The 19,291-nt window shown below is 63.9% G+C and carries 25 protein-coding genes and 2 pseudogenes; 3 read left to right on the plus strand and 24 right to left on the minus strand.

Annotated features, from left to right (window positions below; genetic code table 11):
• Nucleotides 1-315: 315 nt before the first annotated feature.
• The 9 genes and pseudogenes from J7I79_RS20380 to J7I79_RS20405 form a co-directional block, all read right to left on the minus strand.
• Nucleotides 316-462, minus strand: coding sequence for a lmo0937 family membrane protein (locus J7I79_RS20380; protein ID WP_214956403.1), 147 nt, complete (start codon nt 460-462; stop codon nt 316-318).
• Nucleotides 463-850: 388 nt separating this feature from the next.
• Nucleotides 851-1,495, minus strand: coding sequence for a sensor histidine kinase KdpD (locus J7I79_RS20385; protein ID WP_251043085.1), 645 nt, complete (start codon nt 1,493-1,495; stop codon nt 851-853).
• Nucleotides 1,492-1,830, minus strand: coding sequence for a hypothetical protein (locus tag J7I79_RS24335; protein ID WP_251043108.1), 339 nt, complete (start codon nt 1,828-1,830; stop codon nt 1,492-1,494). Before J7I79_RS24335 ends, J7I79_RS20385 begins: the two co-directional genes overlap by 4 nt.
• Nucleotides 1,827-2,042: a winged helix-turn-helix domain-containing protein gene (locus tag J7I79_RS24340; RefSeq protein WP_311380623.1), complete on the minus strand. Its 216-nt coding sequence runs from the start codon at nt 2,040-2,042 to the stop codon at nt 1,827-1,829. Before J7I79_RS24340 ends, J7I79_RS24335 begins: the two co-directional genes overlap by 4 nt.
• A gap of 166 nt (nt 2,043-2,208) precedes the next feature.
• Nucleotides 2,209-2,343: pseudogene (locus J7I79_RS24345) on the minus strand (DNA-binding response regulator); the annotation flags it as partial.
• Complete coding sequence (locus J7I79_RS24350; protein ID WP_251043086.1) at nt 2,337-2,501, minus strand: hypothetical protein; 165 nt, start codon at nt 2,499-2,501, stop codon at nt 2,337-2,339. The gene J7I79_RS24350 and the pseudogene J7I79_RS24345, both read right to left, overlap by 7 nt.
• Before the next feature lies 1 nt (nt 2,502).
• The gene (locus J7I79_RS24355; RefSeq protein ID WP_311380624.1) at nt 2,503-2,850 is read right to left on the minus strand and encodes a hypothetical protein; all 348 of its coding nucleotides are present in this window, start codon (nt 2,848-2,850) and stop codon (nt 2,503-2,505) included.
• 363 nt (nt 2,851-3,213) lie between these two features.
• The gene (locus J7I79_RS20400) at nt 3,214-3,759 is read right to left on the minus strand and encodes a DUF2269 domain-containing protein (RefSeq protein ID WP_214956405.1); all 546 of its coding nucleotides are present in this window, start codon (nt 3,757-3,759) and stop codon (nt 3,214-3,216) included.
• A complete protein-coding gene (locus tag J7I79_RS20405) occupies nt 3,756-3,914 on the minus strand; it encodes a hypothetical protein (protein ID WP_214956407.1) in 159 nt (52 codons plus the stop codon). The genes J7I79_RS20400 and J7I79_RS20405 overlap by 4 nt, the downstream gene beginning before the upstream one ends.
• Before the next feature lie 80 nt (nt 3,915-3,994).
• On the opposite strand from J7I79_RS20405, the gene J7I79_RS20410 reads away from it, so the two are divergent.
• Nucleotides 3,995-4,573, plus strand: coding sequence for a TetR/AcrR family transcriptional regulator (locus tag J7I79_RS20410; RefSeq protein ID WP_214956409.1), 579 nt, complete (start codon nt 3,995-3,997; stop codon nt 4,571-4,573).
• Between the two features lie 37 nt (nt 4,574-4,610).
• Here the strand turns inward: J7I79_RS20410 and J7I79_RS20415 are convergent, their stop codons facing one another.
• The 12 genes from J7I79_RS20415 to J7I79_RS20470 form a co-directional block, all read right to left on the minus strand.
• A complete protein-coding gene (locus J7I79_RS20415) occupies nt 4,611-5,018 on the minus strand; it encodes a four-helix bundle copper-binding protein (RefSeq protein ID WP_214956411.1) in 408 nt (135 codons plus the stop codon).
• Between the two features lie 181 nt (nt 5,019-5,199).
• Nucleotides 5,200-6,087, minus strand: a complete 888-nt coding sequence (locus J7I79_RS20420; RefSeq protein ID WP_214956413.1) for a F510_1955 family glycosylhydrolase — start codon at nt 6,085-6,087, stop codon at nt 5,200-5,202.
• A gap of 78 nt (nt 6,088-6,165) precedes the next feature.
• Nucleotides 6,166-6,795: a DUF305 domain-containing protein gene (locus J7I79_RS20425; protein WP_214956415.1), complete on the minus strand. Its 630-nt coding sequence runs from the start codon at nt 6,793-6,795 to the stop codon at nt 6,166-6,168.
• Nucleotides 6,796-6,948: 153 nt separating this feature from the next.
• Nucleotides 6,949-7,422, minus strand: a complete 474-nt coding sequence (locus tag J7I79_RS20430) for a hypothetical protein (RefSeq protein WP_311380625.1) — start codon at nt 7,420-7,422, stop codon at nt 6,949-6,951.
• A gap of 80 nt (nt 7,423-7,502) precedes the next feature.
• Nucleotides 7,503-9,650 (minus strand): heavy metal translocating P-type ATPase, encoded by a 2,148-nt coding sequence (locus J7I79_RS20435; RefSeq protein WP_214956416.1) that lies wholly within the window; start codon nt 9,648-9,650, stop codon nt 7,503-7,505.
• Nucleotides 9,651-9,723: 73 nt separating this feature from the next.
• Nucleotides 9,724-9,888: a cation transporter gene (locus J7I79_RS24810; RefSeq protein WP_311380626.1), complete on the minus strand. Its 165-nt coding sequence runs from the start codon at nt 9,886-9,888 to the stop codon at nt 9,724-9,726.
• A gap of 502 nt (nt 9,889-10,390) precedes the next feature.
• Nucleotides 10,391-10,843 carry a cupredoxin domain-containing protein gene (locus tag J7I79_RS20445; protein WP_214956420.1) on the minus strand — a complete coding sequence of 151 codons (453 nt, stop codon included), beginning with the start codon at nt 10,841-10,843 and terminating at the stop codon, nt 10,391-10,393.
• 69 nt (nt 10,844-10,912) lie between these two features.
• The gene (locus J7I79_RS20450) at nt 10,913-11,566 is read right to left on the minus strand and encodes a hypothetical protein (RefSeq protein ID WP_214956422.1); all 654 of its coding nucleotides are present in this window, start codon (nt 11,564-11,566) and stop codon (nt 10,913-10,915) included.
• A gap of 49 nt (nt 11,567-11,615) precedes the next feature.
• A complete protein-coding gene (locus J7I79_RS20455; RefSeq protein ID WP_214956424.1) occupies nt 11,616-12,314 on the minus strand; it encodes a sortase domain-bontaining protein in 699 nt (232 codons plus the stop codon).
• A gap of 13 nt (nt 12,315-12,327) precedes the next feature.
• Nucleotides 12,328-13,095 carry a CHRD domain-containing protein gene (locus J7I79_RS20460; RefSeq protein WP_214956426.1) on the minus strand — a complete coding sequence of 256 codons (768 nt, stop codon included), beginning with the start codon at nt 13,093-13,095 and terminating at the stop codon, nt 12,328-12,330.
• 158 nt (nt 13,096-13,253) lie between these two features.
• A complete protein-coding gene (locus J7I79_RS20465) occupies nt 13,254-13,757 on the minus strand; it encodes a hypothetical protein (protein ID WP_214956428.1) in 504 nt (167 codons plus the stop codon).
• Nucleotides 13,754-14,155, minus strand: coding sequence for a cupredoxin domain-containing protein (locus J7I79_RS20470; protein ID WP_214956429.1), 402 nt, complete (start codon nt 14,153-14,155; stop codon nt 13,754-13,756). The genes J7I79_RS20465 and J7I79_RS20470 overlap by 4 nt, the downstream gene beginning before the upstream one ends.
• 262 nt (nt 14,156-14,417) lie before the next feature.
• Here J7I79_RS20470 and J7I79_RS20475 point away from each other — a divergent pair, with 262 nt between their 5' ends.
• Together J7I79_RS20475 and J7I79_RS20480 are read left to right on the plus strand one after the other, a co-directional pair.
• The gene (locus tag J7I79_RS20475) at nt 14,418-15,254 is read left to right on the plus strand and encodes an alpha/beta fold hydrolase (protein WP_214956431.1); all 837 of its coding nucleotides are present in this window, start codon (nt 14,418-14,420) and stop codon (nt 15,252-15,254) included.
• 776 nt (nt 15,255-16,030) lie between these two features.
• Nucleotides 16,031-16,741, plus strand: coding sequence for a hypothetical protein (locus tag J7I79_RS20480; protein ID WP_214956433.1), 711 nt, complete (start codon nt 16,031-16,033; stop codon nt 16,739-16,741).
• On the opposite strand, the gene J7I79_RS25005 is transcribed toward J7I79_RS20480, so the two are convergent.
• The 3 genes and pseudogenes from J7I79_RS25005 to J7I79_RS24365 form a co-directional block, all read right to left on the minus strand.
• Nucleotides 16,650-17,264, minus strand: a complete 615-nt coding sequence (locus J7I79_RS25005) for a transposase (protein ID WP_396020222.1) — start codon at nt 17,262-17,264, stop codon at nt 16,650-16,652. The genes J7I79_RS20480 and J7I79_RS25005 overlap by 92 nt on opposite strands.
• Nucleotides 17,173-17,604 carry a DUF4192 family protein gene (locus J7I79_RS20490; protein ID WP_396020223.1) on the minus strand — a complete coding sequence of 144 codons (432 nt, stop codon included), beginning with the start codon at nt 17,602-17,604 and terminating at the stop codon, nt 17,173-17,175. Before J7I79_RS20490 ends, J7I79_RS25005 begins: the two co-directional genes overlap by 92 nt.
• Before the next feature lie 488 nt (nt 17,605-18,092).
• Nucleotides 18,093-18,505, minus strand: a pseudogene (locus tag J7I79_RS24365) (recombinase family protein); the annotation flags it as partial.
• Between the last annotated feature and the right edge of the window lie 786 nt (nt 18,506-19,291).

Below are 19,291 nucleotides of genomic sequence, written 5' to 3' on the forward strand. Positions count from 1 at the left end.
GCCTCCACATCCAAATACCCGCGTTGAGCGTCCTCGCGTCCCTGCATAAGACCAGTCTTAACCACCAGCCCCACCAGTCCAGCCGACGCGCCTAACCCAGCGATTATTTCAGCAGTCTCCTAGCTGGTGCTGCCCGGTTTGTTTTTCCGACGGACACCGTCCAAACCTGTCACAGTCGCAGGCATGCGTTCGGAGAGCGGCAAATCTGCCATTTCAAGCTACGATTTTGCCCCATCTTGAGAGCCCATTGTCCGGGAATTCCGCGGCCTCCGTTCTCACCCCGGCGTCCGCGTCGGCGGAACATAGCTTTCGTATTCAAGCGCGTGACCTGCCACGGACAAAGTGGAAGACCAGAACGACCACGGCAATAACCAACAGCAGGTGAATGAGCCCGCCGCCGACATTGCCGATAAAGCCGAGAAGCCAGAGAACACCGATAACGACGGCAATCCAAAGCAACATGAGACTCTCCTTTGTTTACGTGGCGTGGATGGAACTGCGTCTTCGCTCTTTACATAGTCACAGAACCCCAATAAAAAGCAAGGATGCTTAGTATTTTTTTCTCCAGCGGTACAGTCCTGGTTCTGCACGGGACTTCACGTACCGAACGATCGTGTCTGCCTCTGACACGCCACACGGCAGTGACCGCCGTGGACCCGGAGCGTCGTATGCAGCCTCCCGCAATACAAAGGAATCCGCTTTCAACGCATCCCGATGCAGAGCATCGGTTCATACGCTGGAGGTCGCCGGTCTGCGTCAGCGTCATCGGATGCCGTCCCGTCATGGCGGCCAGGCGCAGAAATTCAACGACAGAGAATCAGCCTTGTCCACTGCCCCTGCGGGCCCATTCTCAGCGTTTGGCCAGTGGGAGCGTTAGCTTCATCGTGGTGCCTTCGGGTCCGGTCCGGGCCACCTCTACCGTGCCCGCTGCGGCCGTGGCGATTTCGCGGACCAGCGCCAATCCGATGCCGTAGCTTCGCTGGTTCCCGGTTCCATTCGTGTTGGGTGTCCTGACGAAGCGGTCAAAGATCCGGGCTTGGTCCACACCCGTGATGCCGGGTCCCGTATCCGCCATGCTGATAATTGCCTGGTTCCCCTCGACCGTGGTGCTGATGGTGATGCTCCCTTCGGACGGGGTGTGGGCCAGTGCGTTGTCCGCTAGTGCGAGCACAGCCCGCCGCAGGGAACTGGGGTCGATTCGGGTCAGCGGCTGGCCGCTCTCGGAGAAGACGAGACGGATGTCCTGCCGCGCGGCAAGTTCCTGCAGGCTCTGCGTGACTGACCCGGCGACGTCGGCCAGCTCCACCGGTTCCGTGGAGAGGCCCGGTGTGGCGCCGGTTGCTGCCAGGAGGAGTCCGTTGACGATCCCGGTCAGGGTGGCCGTATCTTCACGGATCCTGTCCAGGGCGCGGCCCGGATTTGAGTCCGGCTGGGAGTCGCGCTGGGCAAGTTGGATGCGGGCGTCCAGGATGGCCAGCGGTGGTACGCAGTTCATGGCTGGCATCCTGGACGAACCGCCGCTGCAGGGCCAGGGCTTCCCCGAGCGGCCGTATGGCGCTGCGCGCGCTGAGCCATGATGCCTGCTAGCCCGGCGATGATCATCGCCTCGATCAGGTCCTTGGAATCGAGATAAGTGTAAGCCTTCCCGACTGCTGCGGCGCCGGGGAGATCGGGGTGTGCCAGCTTGTTCATCAGGTAGGCGGTTGCGGCGGCGAGGAGGCAAAGGACCAGTACTGCGCAGGCGGCGCTGATCCGCAAAGCGACCTTGAGCGAGGCCCGGCGGAAGGTGTCATGGTCTTGTTCACCGGCCACCGGAGCCATCCGGTTCATGCGGAGTCGCCGATCTGATAACCGATGCCGTGGATCGTGCGGACCACGGACTTGGAAAGCTTCCTCCGGAGGTGGTGGACATAAGTGTCGATGAGGCCAGGCTGGTCGGCGGCCTGAAAGTGTTTGCTGAGCAACTCTTCCCGGGTGAAAACCCTGCCGGGTTCGGTGGCCAGGGCTGCGAGCAGCTCGGCTTCCTTCGCGGTGAGAGACACCAGTGTCCCGTAGACCGAACGCACCGAACGCGACACCGGATCGAGTTCCCAGTCGCCGATGTTCAGGGTCGTTTGCGGCCGGCGTGAAGGTGCGCGTCAGGGCGCGCAGGCGCGCGGTGAGCTCACCGGCGTCGAACGGTTTGGTCACGTAGTCATTGGCTCCGGCGTCCAGGCCTCTGACTTTTTCATCGGTGGCACCGAGGGCTGTGAGGATCAGAATGGGTGTCGAAACACCCTTGGACCTCAGCGCTTTGATCAGATCGATGCCGTCCACAAAAGGCAAGCCCCGGTCGATTACCATGACGTCCCAGCATCGGTGAGCGCGAGGCGCAGGCCGTCCTGGCCGTTGGCGGCCAGTCGGATCCGGTAGTCCGGATCCAGCAGCTCGGCGATCAGCGGTCCCAGGACGATATCGTCCTCAACCAGCAATAGGGATGGCCGGCCGTCAGCGGTTGTCATGTCAGCTATTCTCCTGGGATATGCCTTTTATTGGCAGTTCGGCTGCCGTGTCGTCGCGTCGGTCAGCTGGGAGTTCGACAGTGGTGCTGCGGTTCCGGCGGCGGCGTTTGAGGAGCTGGAGGCCCCAGGGCAGGACTGAGACGAGGACCATCAGGACGGCAATGATGTCGATGTTCTTGGCGATGATCTCATAGTGTCCCAGCCAAGTTCCGAGCAGTGTCACGGACGCTGCCCAGGCCAGCGCCCCGGCGATGTTCCAGAGCGTGAAGGACTTGTACTCATAGCGGGCGATCCCGGCGCTCAGGGGTGCGAACGTCCGGACCATGGGAACGAAACGTGCCAGGACCACGGCGGCCCCGCCGTGGCGGCGGAAGAAGTCCTCCGTGGTTGTCAGGTGCGCTGTTTGAGGATCCGGGCGTCATCCTTGAACCATCGCCGGCCGTACTTGCGTCCGATCATATAGCCGACCTGGTCGCCGGCCACGGCAGCTGCGGTGACGACGCCGATGAGTGTCGGCAGCGTCAGGTGCAGTTACTGGTGAAGGAGGCCTGGCCCGATCTCTCCGCGGACCCGGCCGTTGTTGCAGTCGCAAAGAAAGCCCGCCGATGGGGGACCGGCGGGCTTTCCGGATCAGACGCTACGGGCTGGTGATTTAGACATCGAGTGGATCTACCTCTCTCGACCGGAGACCGGAACATGATCGGAAATTTCTTTAGATGCCTGCGGTTTTCGATGATCGCGTCAAGGTCTGCTTGTCGCTCATTCTTTGGCCGTACCTGGTGAGCCCACGTGGTTTGTAAACGGAGAGCACGGTCGTAACGAGTAACGCGAGTATCGCGGCGCTGGCGTCGGCGACGAGCTGGATCCTCATTCCGTTCATTTCCGACGGGCCCATGTCCGCTGCCAAGGCCATGTCGGCCATCGCGGTGACCGGTTGCAGATGCACGAGCAGCAGGGCGGTGGCCAGGGCGGTAATCACGAGCTTAATCAGGACCCAGTAGTGCCGGAACAGCCCCCAGATTGTGCCAAGGCCCTGGACGATGCCGGAGAGCAGGGAGGCCAGGCTTAGGGGGAAAATGACCATCCAGCCGATCAGGTTCATGCCCGCGTAGGCGGCACGGGCCAGCTGCGCATCGGTGGTTGTCAGTCCGGCGATGGCCAGGACCAGGAAGGCGGCGATGGCGCCGAGCCAGCCCACGCAGGAGATGATGTGGACGACGAGGGCCGCTTTGCGTAACGCGGGGGGCATTATTTTCATGGCGTGTGGTTCATGACCATTCCCCCGGTGAGGTGCATGACCGCAAAGGCGACGACCAGCACAGCGGCAGCGATCAGGAATCCCTTCACCCATAGCGGTGTCTTGTGCCGGGGAGCGTTCCTGCTGTCAGGGGAGTCGGTCCCGGGGTTGGTCATGGTGATCTCCTTGGTTTGTAAAACAGTATGTCGTGTATCGGACACTGTGTCTACACTACGGCGGGTTGTATGATTCGGGCATGCCGAAGCTTTGGAACGACACGATCGAAACCCATCGGGATGCTGTCCGCCAGGCACTTCTTGACGCCGCTGCGGAGATAGTTGCGCGGCACGGGATAGCAGGGGTGACGATGTCTGCGATCGCGCAGAGGGCCGGTATTGGCCGTGCGACCTTGTACAAGTACTTTCCGGACGTTGAGTCCATACTGTTGGCTTGGCATGAGCGCCAGATCGAAGCGCATCTGACGGAGCTGACCCGGATCAGGGACCGCACTGAAGGGGTTCAACAGCAGCTGGAGGCTGTGCTGCACGCTTACGCTTTCCTCTCAGGCTCCGGACACGACCAGGGGGACGCCGAGGCGGCACGGCTGCATCAGGGCCGACACGTCGGCCCCGCACGGAAAAGCCTTCAGGTTTTCCTGGCAGGGCTGATCCAGGCCGGCTCAGAAGCGGACGTGTTCCGCGCTGACGTGGCCCCGGAGGAGCTGGCGGCTTTCTGCCTGTGCGCACTGGAAGCCTCAGCTGGGCTGACTTCACCTGAGGCCGTGCAGAGGTTGGTGCAGGTCACGCTGGATGCCTTGAACCCGCGCCAGCACTGAGTGCCGTCAACGCCGGTCAGCTTTGGGCTGACATTTTCTATCCTGCGGCCAGCATGGTGCTGCAGGCGGCTTCGCCGCGGCGGCAGGCTTCGGCGCAGATCCGGCAGTGCTCGTGCATACCTGCGTGCTTTTCGCACTCTTCGGCGCAGGCGGCGCATGCTGCCCGGCAGGCCTCCAGTGCTGCAAGGGTGATGGATGTCTGTCCGCCGGTCTGCCGGGTCAGGATGTTTCCTGTGGCGGCGCAGACATCGGCGCAGTCCAGGTCTGTCCGGATACAGGTGGCGAGCTCGGCGACCATGTCTTCACCCAGGCACGCGTCCGCGCAGGCCGTGCACGTCTGGGCGCACTCGAAGCAGGCCGCAATACACTCCGCCAGTTTGTCCCGGCTAAGGACGGCGTCTTTTTGAGGATGGGCGTTGAGCATGGCGCTGACGTGGTGGCTCACGGTGCGGCTCCTGTCGCTGGGCGAGGGCGGCCGGGCCATTCCCGGCCGTCCTTATCACCCTAGACCCGGCACCGGTGCCCCCAACAGGTCAAAGGCGGAGCCTAACTTCTGTGATCATGGCCTGGTTACCCGTTCGGGCGGGCCTTAGAACCGGCGTTGCAGGTGGGAAACGTCCATGGGCTTAGGCGGCGCCAGCGGGCCGGAAGGTGGCCCCGGCGTCAGTGGACACAACGAGGCCTTCGGTGGTGGCGGCCCAGATCCAGGGTTTGCCTTCTGCTCCTGCGACCGCGGTCATCGCCTGGACCTGGTCCTCGATCCGGCCAGCGCGGGTCCAGGTACTGCCCCCATCGGATGAATAGTGGACAGAGCCGTCCGGTTCCACACCAAGAACCTCAGCACCACTGGCGAACGCAGCGAATTGAATGACCGGTGCCGTGCTGATCAGTTCCCAGGTTTTGCCGCCGTCGGCGGAGCGCTGGAGCCCGTCAGGGGTGGTGGCAAGGACGGTGTCGGCCTCCGGTGTGCCGGCCAGCACGGCGGGAACGAAACCTGCGGTGGCCGCGGACCAGGTTTTCCCGTCGGGGCTGGTCTGCAGGGTTCCGTCGTAGGCGACTAGTCCGGATTTGGTGGCCGCGAGGGCGTGGAAGTCTGATTCGCCCTGGCGGGAGAGCTGCTCCCATGTTGTGCCGCCGTCCACGGATCTGATCAGGCCCATGGGGTTGGGCAGATCCGAGCCGGGGCCCGGGTGTCCCGAGGCGTAGAACACGCCGTGATCAGCCGCGGCGGTGAAGCCCATCAGGTCATTGGTGTCCCCGATTTTGGTGGCCGGGGATCTGGTGGCGTCGAACAGGCCTTCGTGGGTGGCCAGCAGCACCTGGTCGGTTTCCCGGTTCACGCTCAGGCCGTGGACGTGTGAGCTGGGAAGGCCCGGGGCCGCAGCGGACGGGACGCTGCCGGTGTCCGGATCGGTGCTTGCCCCTGGCGTGCAGGCGGACAGGGTGAGCAGAAGGGCGGAGGCTGCGGCGAGGGCGGCCACGGGCCGGGGGCGGATCAAAAAGTGCAGGGGCACGGGGAACTCCAAAGAGGGGACCGGGAAATGGGGAGGCACCGGCCCCAGTGGGAGGGGCCGGTGCCGGGGGTGTTCTGGCTACAGGGTGGCCAGCAGGTCTTTCATTTCCTGGATTTCGGTTTTCTGGGAGCTGGCGATCTCTTTGCTGAGCTGGACCGCGTCAGCGTTCTTACCGTCGCTGGTTTCGGTTTTGGCCATCATGACGGCGCCTTCGTGGTGGGCAATCATCTGGGTCAGGAACAGCCTGGCTGCCTCGGTGCCCTGCGCGGCCTCAAGATTGGCCAGGTCCTCCTCGCCCATCATCCCGGACATGCTGTGGCCCGAAGCCATGTCAGTGGGCATCTGGGTGGGCTGGCCCCAGCTTTGAAGCCAGCCGGTCATCTTCTCGATCTCGGGGCCTTGGGCCGCTTTGATCTTGGTGGCCAGGTCAGTCACCGTGGCGGGAATGCCTTCCTTCTTCAGCATGGTCTCGCTCATCGCCACGGCCTGGGCATGGTGCGGAATCATCATCTGCGCGAACATGGTATCCGCGTCGTTGAACTCCGCAGAGGCTGCCGGGGCGGAGCTTGATGGCATTCCCGAGCTGCCGTGGTTCATGCCGGGCATGCTGCTGGAGTCCGAGCTGCCGGATCCGGTGCCGGCGGAGCAGCCTGTTAGGGCGATTGCTGCGGCGATGGCGGCAGCGGAAATGGTCAGGGTCTTCTTCATAAAATCAGGTCCTCAAAAGTATCAGCGGCGCATTGGCGCGCCTATGTGTTGCGTGCGGTGGCGGCCGCGCCCGCGCGGGGGCGGCCCTTTTGATGCGTGCAAATTTGGCTGGGCTGTTGCGCCCAAGGCAGCGCCCGGCAGCAGGATGCCGGATTACGTCCGGCTGATACAGAGCTCACCGGGGGAAGGGCTGTCCGGTGAGTAGGAATAGTTTGTGCCAGCCGCGGCTGCGCCGCCGAAGTCCGGCAACGCGTATGGTGCTGTTCCCGGCAGTGGTGCCGAGAGGGCTGTGTTCCCCGGTGAGAGCACGCAGGCCGCGCCCGTGGCGGACATCTCCGGACAGGCTCCGGCGGGAGAGCAGGGGGATAACCCCGTTGCCGTTACTGCCGGTACAGTCCCGGCCGATACCGGTTCCGTCCCATGGCCGGAGTGGCCTGCCGGGCTGGTATGCACCTGTGCCGCGGCGTGGCCGGTACCTGCCACGGGGATCGTGTGCGCCGCAGCCATGTGGTGCGCGCCGGTCATGATGTGCATGCCGAGAATTCCGGCCATGATGGCCAGCGCCGCGGTCAGAAAACCTGCACGGAGAAGAAAGGCGGTGATGCGGCGGCGGGATGCTGCGGTCACGAATTCTGCTCCTTTCCATGCGGGGTCAATGGTTTCAAGCGTAACTGGCAGGGGGTTTCCTGCCGGTCAGCACTTCTGGTTCAACGTACCTGGGAGGGATTGAGCTTCATTCTCCGCAGCAGCTGGGCGTTCAAGGCCACCACGATCGTGGACACGGACATCAGCACTGCCCCGGCTGCAGGGGACAGCACGACACCGGCGAACGCCAGGACACCGGCGGCCAGGGGGACGGCGAGGATGTTGTAGCCGGTGGCCCAGATGAGGTTCTGCCACATCTTCGCGTAGCTGGCCCGGGACAGGTCCACCATTGACAGCACCGCACGGGGATCATTACCGGCCAGGACGACACCTGCTGATTCCATGGCCACGTCGGTACCGGCGCCGACGGCGATGCCGACCTCGGCGCGGGCCAGTGCCGGGGAGTCGTTCACCCCGTCCCCGACCATGGCGACCTTCATCCCCCGGGCCTGCAGCTCGGCGACTTTCTTGTCCTTGTCCGCCGGGAGTACTTCGGCGAAAACCTCATCAATGTTCAGGTCCTCGGCGATGGCTTCGGCGACCTGGCGGGCGTCCCCGGTGATCATGGCGACCTTCACTCCGCGGTTCTGCAGCGCGGCGACGGCCTGCCGTGATTCGGGACGGATGCTGTCTTCGAGGCTGACCGCCCCCAATACTTGGTTCCCGTCAACGACGTGCAGCACCGCAGCTCCCCGGCCCATCCAGGCACGTGTGGATAGTGCCAGCGCTTCGGGCTCGGCAGCACCGAGTTCACGCAACAGCGCCGGGCCGCCGACATGGACGGTGCGGCCATCGATGCCGGCGCGCACGCCCCGTCCGGTCAGGGAGCTGAAATCTGTTGCCTGCGGGATCCTCAGTTTCCGTTCCCGTGCCGCCCTGACGATGGCCCGGGCCACGGGGTGCTCACTGTCGGACTCGGCCGCGGCCGCAAGTGCCAGCAGTGCATCGGCGTCCACCCCGGGAACCGTCGCGATGTCCTTCAGGTCCGGTTCGCCGGTGGTCAGGGTTCCGGTCTTGTCGAACAGGACGACGTCGATGGTCCGCATCCGTTCCAGCGCCATCCGGTTTTTGATCAGCACACCGGCCCGGGCTGCCTGTTCCGTGGAAATGGCGATGACCAGCGGAATGGCCAAGCCCAGGGCATGCGGGCAGGCAATGACCAGCACCGTGACGGTGCGGGTGACAGCCTCCGGGACACTGCCAAGCAGCGTCCAGACGATGAAGGTGATAACGCCGGCGCCCGCGGCGAAGTAAAACAGAAAGGCTGCGGCCCGGTCGGCCAGGGCCTGGGCTTTGGAGGAGGATGCCTGCGCTTCGGCGACCAGACGCTGGATACCGGCCAGCGCAGTGTCATCACCGACGGCAGTGACGCGTACCCGGACGCTGTTATCGGTCGCGACGGTCCCGGCCACTACAGTGTCCCCGGCACCCCGGAGGACGGTTCTGGATTCGCCGGTGATCATGGACTCGTCAAACTCGGCCTGACCGTCCACCACCATCCCGTCCGCCGGCATCCTGGCGCCGGAACGGACCAGGACGGTATCGCCTTCGCGGAGCTCGGCCACGGACACGGTTTCCGTGCCGGTATCGGTGATGCGTTCGGCCTCGTCGGGAAGGAGCGCGGCGAGGGCATCCAGTGCACCCTGGGCCGAACCAAGGGCGCGCATCTCGATCCAGTGGCCCAGCAGCATGATCGCTACCAGCAGCGCCAGCTCCCACCAGAAGTCCAGATCAAACCCGCCGATGCCAAGGGTGGTGATCCAGGACGCGGCGAACGCCACGGTGATGGCCATCGCGATCAGCAGCATCATCCCGGGCTGCCGGCTTTTCAGTTCCTGCCATCCGCCTTTGAGGAACGGCTGCCCGCCGTAGAAGAAGATGACGGTGCCCAGGACAGGCGGGATCCAGGTCGAGCCGGGGAACATGGGCGCCATGTAACCAAGGATGTCGCCCACCATGTGGCTGAAGTAGACGACGGGGACGGACAGGGCCAGGGTCAGCCAGAACCTGTTCTTGAACATCGCCGTGCTGTGGCCGGCATGCTGACCGTGGCTGTGGACGGCGTGGTCATCCTGGCCGCCGTGAAGTTCGTGGTGGCTGTGCGGGTTTTCGGTGACCTTAGTGGCCGAGGGGGACGCCGGGCTGTGGGGTTCATTCAGGGGAGTGTGGTTGCCGGCGTGGCCACCGTGATGCTGGGTATGGTCTTCCATGGTTCCTCCTTCGAGAGGAGACTCCGCCTCCCGCCGGTCAGTTGGCTGCCGGGGAAAGTGAAGTGCTAAAGGGTCAGTTGCTGGTGAAGGTGTAACCGGCGGAAGTGACGGCCTCACGAACAGCGGCGCCGTCGGCCGTGCCGCCGACAACCAGCCGGGAACGCCCGCCCGGGACGAGCTCGACAGAGGCAGATTCGACCCCGTCGAGGGCTGAGACGGCCTTCTCAACAGTCTTCACACAATGCCCGCAGGTCAAGCCTTCAACAGCGAACTCAACGGCACCGGCGCCGGCTGACGAGGAGGGTGCGGAGGAAGAATCGGTTGTTGAGCAGCAGCTGCATCCCGCAGCCGACGCGGCGAGGGGCAATTCGGTACGGTTTTCAATTCCACACATGTCAGTTTCCATTCCTAGACGAAGGATCAATGGCTGCTGGGGTTGAACGGCTGTGAAAGCGGGTGCAGGGCACCGGCCGGGACATACCACTTCACTGACAACACCCACATCATACCCCCGGGGGGTATTCTGTAGCAAGGGGCTTGCAAGCCCTCGGGCCTCAAGAGAACGCAACCAGGCGCTATATGTTTCGCCTGACAGGCTGAGTTCGCCTTGCACACTCTCTCCAACCAGGCTTTTTGTCCTCGACCCCGTGCCAGCTGATACGTCGCAGTGCGGTTGCATCCGTAAGTCTGCACGGCTTCATCCGCCACGTAGCGGCCTGTCGGGAACGCTTTGTGTACGCCTACTTCACGGTGAGGGTTCCGTGCATGTTGGCGTGGAAAATACAGTGATAGGAATAGGTTCCGGGTTCGGTCGGTGCGGTGAAGGTGCCGGTGCCGACTTTGATGACAGCATCGAACGCAGCTCCGGTGTCCGCGGTGATGGTGTGGGCTTCGGTGTCCTCGTTGATGACGGTGATCAGTGTCCCGGGGGCCACGGTTTCCGGTCCTTGGTATTTGAAGCCTTTGATCAGGATTTCAGCCGAAGCCGCGCCGCCGGACGGTGTTTCAGCTGGCGGTGTTGCGGCCTGGGTTCTCGTCGTGTCGGCGGGCGGGACGGAAGCTGACTGTTCTGTTGTCCGGGCCGGCGACGCCGAGGAGCCGGTTCCGGGTCCAGTCGGGTTCCCGTTCCCGCAACCGGAGAGGGCAATGACGGCCGCAGCCGTCCCGAGCGCCCAGGCAGTTCTGGTGGTCATTTTCATGATGAACCTTTCGTGGGGTTCGGGTAAGTACCTGTGGTCTTGGGTTGCTTGGTGGATCGGCTGTCAGGGGTGCTCGACCCAGCAGGCGAGGATGGTGGTGGAGAGCTGGTAGGCCAGGGCATTCCTGGTGATGTTCTCCGGTCCCAGGGTTGCGGGGAGATCGGAAGCGTTCACGTGCAGGATGAAGTTGTCTTTTTGGAACACGGCTGACCCGTCAGTGGTTTCGTATGCGGGGAATCCCAGGTTCGCCAGTCCTTTGATGGGTTTTGCGTCTTTAGCGAGGGCCTGCATGGCGTTGAAGTAGGTGAGTGCTGTCGCCTGGTTGGAGGCTTCCTGGGCTGATATTTTCAGTTCCCCTTCCTGCAGGTGGTAGATGCAGGTGAAGGTGCTGTCCGCCCAGGTGTTGATGGTGTGCGGGGCCTCCTTCAGGTCCAGGATTGAGGTGAGCCTGTCCATTGGCTGGTCCCCGCAGACCATCAGGGCAGCATCGCTGGGCCCCTCCGGGGCGGTACCGGGTGAGGGTGTCCCGCGGCCGTGATGTCCGCCGCTGTGACCGCCAGCATGTCCGGTCTCCGGCGAAGTCACGGGCGGGGACGGCGCTGATGTATCCGATTGCGCTGCAGAGAGCGTGCCCTCCGTTCCGGCTGCGACGGCGCAGCCGGTGAGCAGCAGGGACGCAATGGCCAGGGTGGCCAGCGCGTGGGATCGGTGTTTCATTTTGTCCGTCCTTGCCGCCGGCCCGCTTCGGGAACCGGGCTGGCAGTTGTCAGGGCTTGAGTTTGGCGTAGATGACGTAGTTATCGTCGAAGAGCCCGGTGGCGGGATCGTACCCGTCGCAGGTGATCAGCCGGAGCTCAGCTCCGGGAGTGTTTCCGTAGACCTCGAGGGTGGGGAACCCGGTCTTGCTGTAGGTGGCCCCGCGGTCCACGGTGAACACGACGACACTGCCGTCGGTTCGGGTGACGTCGATTTCGGTGCCGGGGGTGAGCTTCCTCAGGTCCGCGAAGACACCGGTGTTGCCGCCGAGTGCGTTTACGTGCCCCAGTATCACGGAGGGTCCGCGTTCCCCGGGGGTGGGGGAGCCGTTGTACCAGCTGGCCGGTGCGCCGCTGCCGGTGTCCTGCGGTACTTCCAGGGACCCGTTTTCGCGCAGTCCCAGATGGAGAAGGTCCGTCCGGACCCCGATCGTGGGGATGCTGAGGGTGACGGGAGCGGAAGCGCCCATCACCGGTGGAAGCTGCTGTGCGGGCGGGACCGCCGCGGGGGCCGCGGGTGACGGGGCTGCAGCTGCCGGGGACGGGGCCGCGGTCGAGGTGGCCGAAGCCGAGGCTGCAAAGGAACCAGCAGGAGCGGGCCCGGCATCGGTGGTTCCGGCGGCGCAGCCGGCCAGGGAGAGCAGGAGCAGAACCCCGGCCGCTGTGGGGGCCAGGAGGCGTCCGCAGCGGCCGGGGTTCTTGGTTGTCACAGTACTGATCCGATCAGGCCGCGTTTAGGCTGCGGCGGCGGACTGCGTAGGCTCCGCCGGCGAGGGCCACGAGGGCGAGTCCGCCGCCGAGGGCAAGTGCCCCGGTGTCGGTGCCGGTCTCGTGGGCGATGCCGGTGTCAGCGCCGCCAACCGGCATGGTCATCTGCCCGGCTTTCAGGGTCCCGCACAAGGCGGGAGAAGTGGCGGCCAGCGGAAGTGTGGGGGCCAGATCGGATTTGGCGGCCTGGCCTGCGGGGCTGAGGGTGGCGGGATCAAGGCCATGAACGACCACGACAGCGGTGCCTGCTTCCAGGGCTGCCTTGGTTTCAGCGTTCAGTTCGAAGGTGCGGTCAACGGTGTAGGCGGCACCCTGTCCTCCGACCTTGAGGTCCAGGCCTGCTGCGGGGCTGGTGTCGCCGCTGGTCGAGAGCGTGGTGACGATGCCTCCATAGGACGGGGCGCCCTCGGTGGTAGAGATGACCTGGTCACCATCCTTATCGGCTGAAAGGTCCGGGCACAGGCCCTTAGCCCCGCCGTGGATGTGCTGGACGTGCGGGTACGGGGCGTCCATGAAAGTGGCAGGCATGCCCGAGACGTTCAACACGACATGTGCCTGGTTGCCCGTGACATCAACGGTGATGGTTCCCGAGCCTGAACTGCCGTTGATCTGGCCCAGCGTGGACTGGTAGGACTGGTCCGCGGCCATGGCCGGGGAACCGGACAGGGCAAGTGCGCCCAAAGCGAGCGTGGGTACTGCCATGAATCGGAGTGTTTTGTTCATTGGGAAAATCTCCTCATACACGTGGGTGTGATGTTTGCGCCCCAAGGGAAGGGACACCGGTACTTCGGAGCAGAACAGCAAAAGGACTGGTGCGCACGTGGCGGGGACCACAAATATCTTTTGGGGCCGGGCCCTGCCGGGCAGAAACCCAGCGGGCGTCAGAGGTGACGGCCCCGCCGCGACCAGGTACTTGAAGCGGCGTGCAGCCGGTCATCTTTCTCCGTGTGTGATTGACGCCGGGCCTTGTGCAGCAGGGCGTAACCGGTCAGGGCCAGGCCGCCGGCAGTCGCTTCTGCGACCGCGGTGACAACCTTGGCCGCGTACCAGACCGGTTCGTACATCGACGGCAGCGGCCCGAGAGCCGGGACCCGGACATAACGGTAAAGGATGACAGCTGCCAGGGAAGACACTCCCACCATCGCGGCGGCGGCGAAAGCGGTCCGGGAGCCTTTGAGCAGAACAAACGCCGCCGCCAGGACCGCGGCACTGCCTTGGATCAAAAACAGGGTGCCTTGTCCGATGCCTGCCGGTGCGGCCTGCTGATAATCCGGGGCGAGCTGGATATGGATAACGGCACTGATAACCAGGGCTGTCGCGATACAGACCCGGACTACCAGCAGGAGGGGTATCCGTTTTGCCGGGTTGCCTTGCCGCCGGCTCATTTAATGATCAGGGTCCCGGTCATTTGCGGATGAAAGCTACAAATGATCCCGTACTCACCCGCCGTATCCGGAGCCTGAAAAGTCACTGTTCCACCGGCCGGTACTTCAACGTCGAACCCGCCTTCGTTCTTGACCGTGACCGTGTGCGGGGCCCGGTCGGCGTTCGTCACTGTCACCATCGCCCCCGGGCTCACCGACGCCGGGACTTCGTACGCGAAGTCCCTGATTGTGATGACAGGCTCATTGGCCGGGGCCGAAGCAGCCGCAGACGGGGCGGAAGGGGTATTGCTGGCGACCGGCTGCGGTGCGGGCGGCCCTCCTTCTCGGGCAGCGCATCCGCTGATGCCGGCCAACGACACTGCCGCCGCCACGGCCAGGACCCTAGTGATAATTTTCATGACAATCCTTTCCAAAGGGATGTGACCTCCACCCGCCAGACGGCGCGCCCATCAGGAAACTACCCACACGCTATTCGTCACGCCCGCCCCCACGGACTGCCCGATCGGCCTCCCGGCGATGTTTCCGAGGATTAGGGCCGCCGCCAGCTAACTGGCCGGGCATGCTGCCCGGCGGAAGTTTTTTTGAATCGACAGACAGCATGCTTATGGCCTGTGTAGGCTGACTCGAACCGGCACGGAACAAAACATCGAAGGGTGAGTCATGACTGAAATCACTGCACATCACGGATTGTTCAAGGACACCAACCTGCACGTGGATGACACAGGCGGGCCGGGGCGCCCGGTGGTCCTGATTCACGGGTGGCCGCTGTCGGGGGAGGCGTTCCAGGCCCAGGTCCCGGCGCTTCAGGGCGCGGGGTACCGGGTCATCACCTATGACCGGCGCGGCTTTGGCCGAAGCGACAAACCCCGGACCGGGTACACCTACGACACCCTGACCGAGGATCTGCACGCCCTCCTGGAACAGCTTGACCTCAATGACGTCACCCTGGTCGGTTTCTCCATGGGCGGGGGCGAGGTCGCCCGCTACTTCAGCTCCTACGGCGCCGAGCGGCTGCGCAGCGTGGTCTTCGCCTCAGCCGTTCCGCCCTACCTGATGCAGACCGAGGACAACCCTGACGGTCCCCTGACCAAGGACGCGGCCGCGAAGATGACCGCTGATCTGACCAAAGACGAAGATGGGTTCTACGACGGATTTACCCGCACGTTCTTCTCCGTCAACGGAGAACTCAAGGTCAGCGAAGACCAGCGCCAGGACGCTCTCGCGTTGTGTAAGCAGGCAGACAAGAAAGCGGCCCTTGCCTGCATGGCCGCTTTCGGCGGGACAGACTTCCGGGATGATCTGCTCAAAGTGACCGTACCCGCACTCGTGCTCCACGGCGACGGCGACGCCACTGTCCCCTTCGCAGGATCCGGTCAGCGTACCCACGCGACCCTGCCCGGCAGCGAACTGCACGTCATCGCCGGCGCACCGCATGGCTGCAATGTCAGCCACCCCGAGGAATGGAACAAAACACTGATCCAATTCCTGGCGAGATAGCCCAAGACCGCGGGAACCGGGCTATCCGCGGATCACGAATTCTCGTGACCCTCTCGGCTGAACCGATCCAAGGCCTCACAGCGGACATCCCAATCCGAAGTCTTTTCCCAAGCGTGCATCCGATACCGAAAAGGCTGCGCCTACATCTTCACCCGGCTTCTGCACTCCTGCACGTGGGCCCAATGATGCTGGGACAACGCTCACAGACGGTACCACCCGATCCGTCAGTAGGTTTGGCATGTCGCTTACGTGGGTATCTTTCTGGCCGTCCTAGGGGCTCTGATCACACTGACACATTCAGGCATGTGCGGTCGGGATTGCAGCCTGCCGGCGTTCCGACCGCGGGGGTCGGGTGGGGCCTGGCAACGTCGTAGCCGAGCGACATTGGCTCGGTGATGGGGTCAACCTTCGCTACGCGTGAGCCGGGCGCTACCTGCAGTAGTTGGGGCGGAGGACCGTGTGCAAATTGCGGCATTGGGGGCGGATTTAGGTCTGTGGCTATGTCCTCAAGAGTGGCCGGTAAGGGCCGCCGGCCGCGGGGTGCCCAGGGCCGCGGCGCAGCTTCTGTCAGAAATCAGTGGTCGGGCTGACGGGACCGCCACCGGCGTTCGGCTGAATCCTGGCTCGGGTGGCAACGGCGCTGTACCCTACGCCGGCCGCCAGGGACTCGGCGACTTCCTATCCGCTGGCGTTCATGCCAATCCTTGGTGGTGTGTGCTCCGAATCACAATTGACCAGCGGGATCTCCTCACTGGCCGTTGACTGAGGAGTGAATTGTGAATCGAAAATCTGTAGTGGCCCTCGGGGCATCAGCCGTCGCGTTGCTCGCTGCGACCACACTGGCAGTGGGGCCCGCGCAGGCCCATAATTCCCAATCAGAGGAAAAAACCGTCACCCTGACCGCCAAGCTGAGACAGCTCAACGGCTCCGGAGCCTCCGGCACGGCGACCGCCGTCGTCCGGGGTGAAACGATCAAGCACATTGAGGTGCACGCCAGGGGACTGACGCCTGATGCCCCGCACGCCCAACATATCCACTACGGCGAGCAGGCCATGAATGAGTGTCCCACGCTCAAGTTGGACGCCAACAATGACGGGCGCCTGAACACTGTCGAGGGCATTCCCGCCTACGGGCCGGTTGTCGTGTCCCTGAATACGACCGGCGACACCACACCGGCCAGCTTCCTGGACGTCACGCGCTTCCCGGTATCCAAGGATGGCCGCTACAACTACAGCCGCAACAACATCGCCTTCACCGATGTCGCAGGTACCGGTTACCCCGGAGCTGGCGGCACCGGCACCGGCACCGCCAAGCAGATCGCAGAGGCCGTTCGCAACGGTGAGGGCGTGCTGGTCATTCACGGCCTGGATTACGACGAAAACGGCCGGTACAACTTCAGCAACCCCGAAGGCGCGAGTGAGCTGGACCCGAGCCTCCCGGCAGAGGCGACCGACCCGGCGGTCTGCGGCGTCCTAAAGGAACGCTAAGCCATGAGGCCCTGACCTGGCCCACCGGCGCGCAGCGGTGGACAGAGAAAGCAGGCCCGCGCAATGAAACCCGATGGTCCGCCTCTGTTGAGGCGGACCATCGGCATGTTCGGAGAGTAGCACCGGTGAAACGATATGACCCCGGTGACGAAGATGGCGCCGCCCACAGGTGGCCGCAGGATGCGGGTATGGGTGCAACCCCGACGAGAGCAGCGAACTGGGCCTCATTATCAGCGCGACCCGGGTTGTCTCCTTCGGTGACCAGGAGCTGGCTGGCTACTTCGGTTCCGACACCTGAAAGGTCACAGAGCATCGGCGCAGAGGTATCGAGGATTTCCCGGAGCGCGGCCGTCGGCGCAGCCACTTCTGCCGCGAGGGACTGGCAGCGGGTTGTCAGGGCTTTCAATGTCAGCAGGCATACGTACTCGGAGTCAGCAATATGGCCCGAGGCTCTGGTGCGCTGCAGGGCGGTGATCATCGCTGAGGTTCCGAGCCCTCTGTATTCGGTAGACGAATTCGGCATTGATCTGGCTGGACTGAGTCGCCGTCAACGGCAGTGCCATGCCGTCCTGGGGATCGCCGCCGTACTGGGATAAGGTCTCGTCTCCGACGAGGAGTCCGTCACGGATGGTCATTCCGCGTTCGGCCAGCGCATAGGTCAGTGCTGCGATGGTTGCTGGGTGCGGTTTGGGCTGCCCGGGTTTCTGGGCTTCAGAGGTGTACACGGCGAAGAGCACGCTGGCGGCGCTGGTGTCATGGGCGAGGTAGTCGGCGACGGCGCGGGCGTACCGGATTCCGCCCGCGCGGTCGGGGAGATCGACCCTGAGCGTTGCCCGACACGGTTGGCGTCCATGGTGATGCACACGAGGCTCTCGTGCGGCCAGATCCCGAGCGTGTGTCCAACGAAGCTCAGGACGTCGGCCGGGGTTTTGATGGTGAGCGGTTCCATGGTCCTTCTCCTTCAGCGACTGGCGGGCACCTGGTGTGTCTGTCAGATTTGTGCGTCGTCCTGATAGAGGAGTCACCGCTGGGTTTGAGGGTCCTGAGTGCAACTTGGGGAACCGGGAGAGATCCAGAATTTCGTGAGGAAATAAGTGACGGAGGAGCGCCGAACGAAAATCTGGATCGTGAGCGGCGGGTAGCGCCCTGGTTGCGCGGAGGACCCGCCCAGCGATGGTGGGGATCAGAATGACAAACAGCGAGATGCTTCTGGTGGTTCATGGGTGAGGGGGAGTGGGGCGGCATGATTTGCGAGGTTCTCGGATGATTGCGGGAGCACCGAGATTTGGTAAAACGCCTGCACCAGGCTGAGCACCGCCAGCACGCCGATGGTTACAGGCGCTGCTGAAGGTCATGCCGACCACCGCGCTGCTTGTCTTCTTCGGGCTCCTTCCCGGGGAGGCGGCATAAGATGCGGGCGCCGGTAGAGAATCTGGCGGGTGATGCCGAGTTCTGTGCAGAGTTCGCTGACTTTGGTTTCGGGCTGGCCGATGGAGGCCATGGCAAGCCGCCCGGCGTCATCTTGAAGGGGCGTCCGCCTTTTCGGCCGCGGGCGGAGGAACCTAGGCGATGGTGCGTTCGGAGATGAGCTCGTGTTCGAATTCGGAGAGGGCGGCGAAGATTCCGAAGACGAGCTTCCGGGAGGCGGTGGTGGTGTCGAGGCGGCGCCCTGCCCGGTGAGAACCTTCAGCCCGACGCCGCGTCAGTGAGGTCGTGGACGATGTTGACCAAGTGCCGTAGGTCCCGGCCGAGCCGGTCCAGCTGCCTTCGTCATTTATACGTTCGTTTATGTGACACCAGCCTCGGAAATCGAGGAAGCCAGCATTGGTGTCACTTTACCCGTCATCTAATTTATGTGTCGCAAACGATGCTGCGATCAGTTTGTGTGACAGAACCTCAGTAGGGACCCTTGGCCAGCGAACGAGCAAGTCAGTCCCGGAACCTGAGGTCACCGTTCGGACCGTTGCACATGTCAATTCTGTACGCATCAGCGAGACGCCGGTTTTGGAACAACTTGTGGGACAGGCAGATTACGCCCAGCAAGCGCCGGTAGTCGGGGGAGTGGCAGCCCCGGGACAGTTTCAGTTCGACCGCGGACGTCATCGCCGGGCCGGCTCCCTGCGGCGATATGAATCCTCCAGGCCGAACACCGAACTGGCATTCCGGGCGCGCGCCGCAATAGCTGGCGTGGTTCGGGGAGGGAGCCGCTCTACTTTTGGCCTTGATCATCGCCCGGGCCGACGGGGCGCTTTGTGAAGCTAGTGCCGCAGGCGGCAGATGTGTCCGCATCGCTATGCCGGTCTCAGCCTCAGGTGTCCGAGGCGGATCCGGCCGCCTTCGTTGACGTTGGGACGCGGGAGTTGGCGGCATGAGCTGTGTTGCACCGATTTTGATGATGTGGGGATCCGCGGTCCCCCGTCGGAATTGCAGGGGCGCCTACAGGACGCTGTTCCTGATTATCCGATCTCGTGCTCGGAGCCGTCCGGTGGGGTTTGTAGAGGGTGGGTGGTGTTTGGGGCTGGGACCCATCCGGGGCGGGGGGGGGGGGGG

This window comes from Arthrobacter sp. ISL-69, assembly GCF_018613775.1.
In the GTDB taxonomy this organism is placed as follows: Bacteria; Actinomycetota; Actinomycetes; order Actinomycetales; family Micrococcaceae; genus Arthrobacter.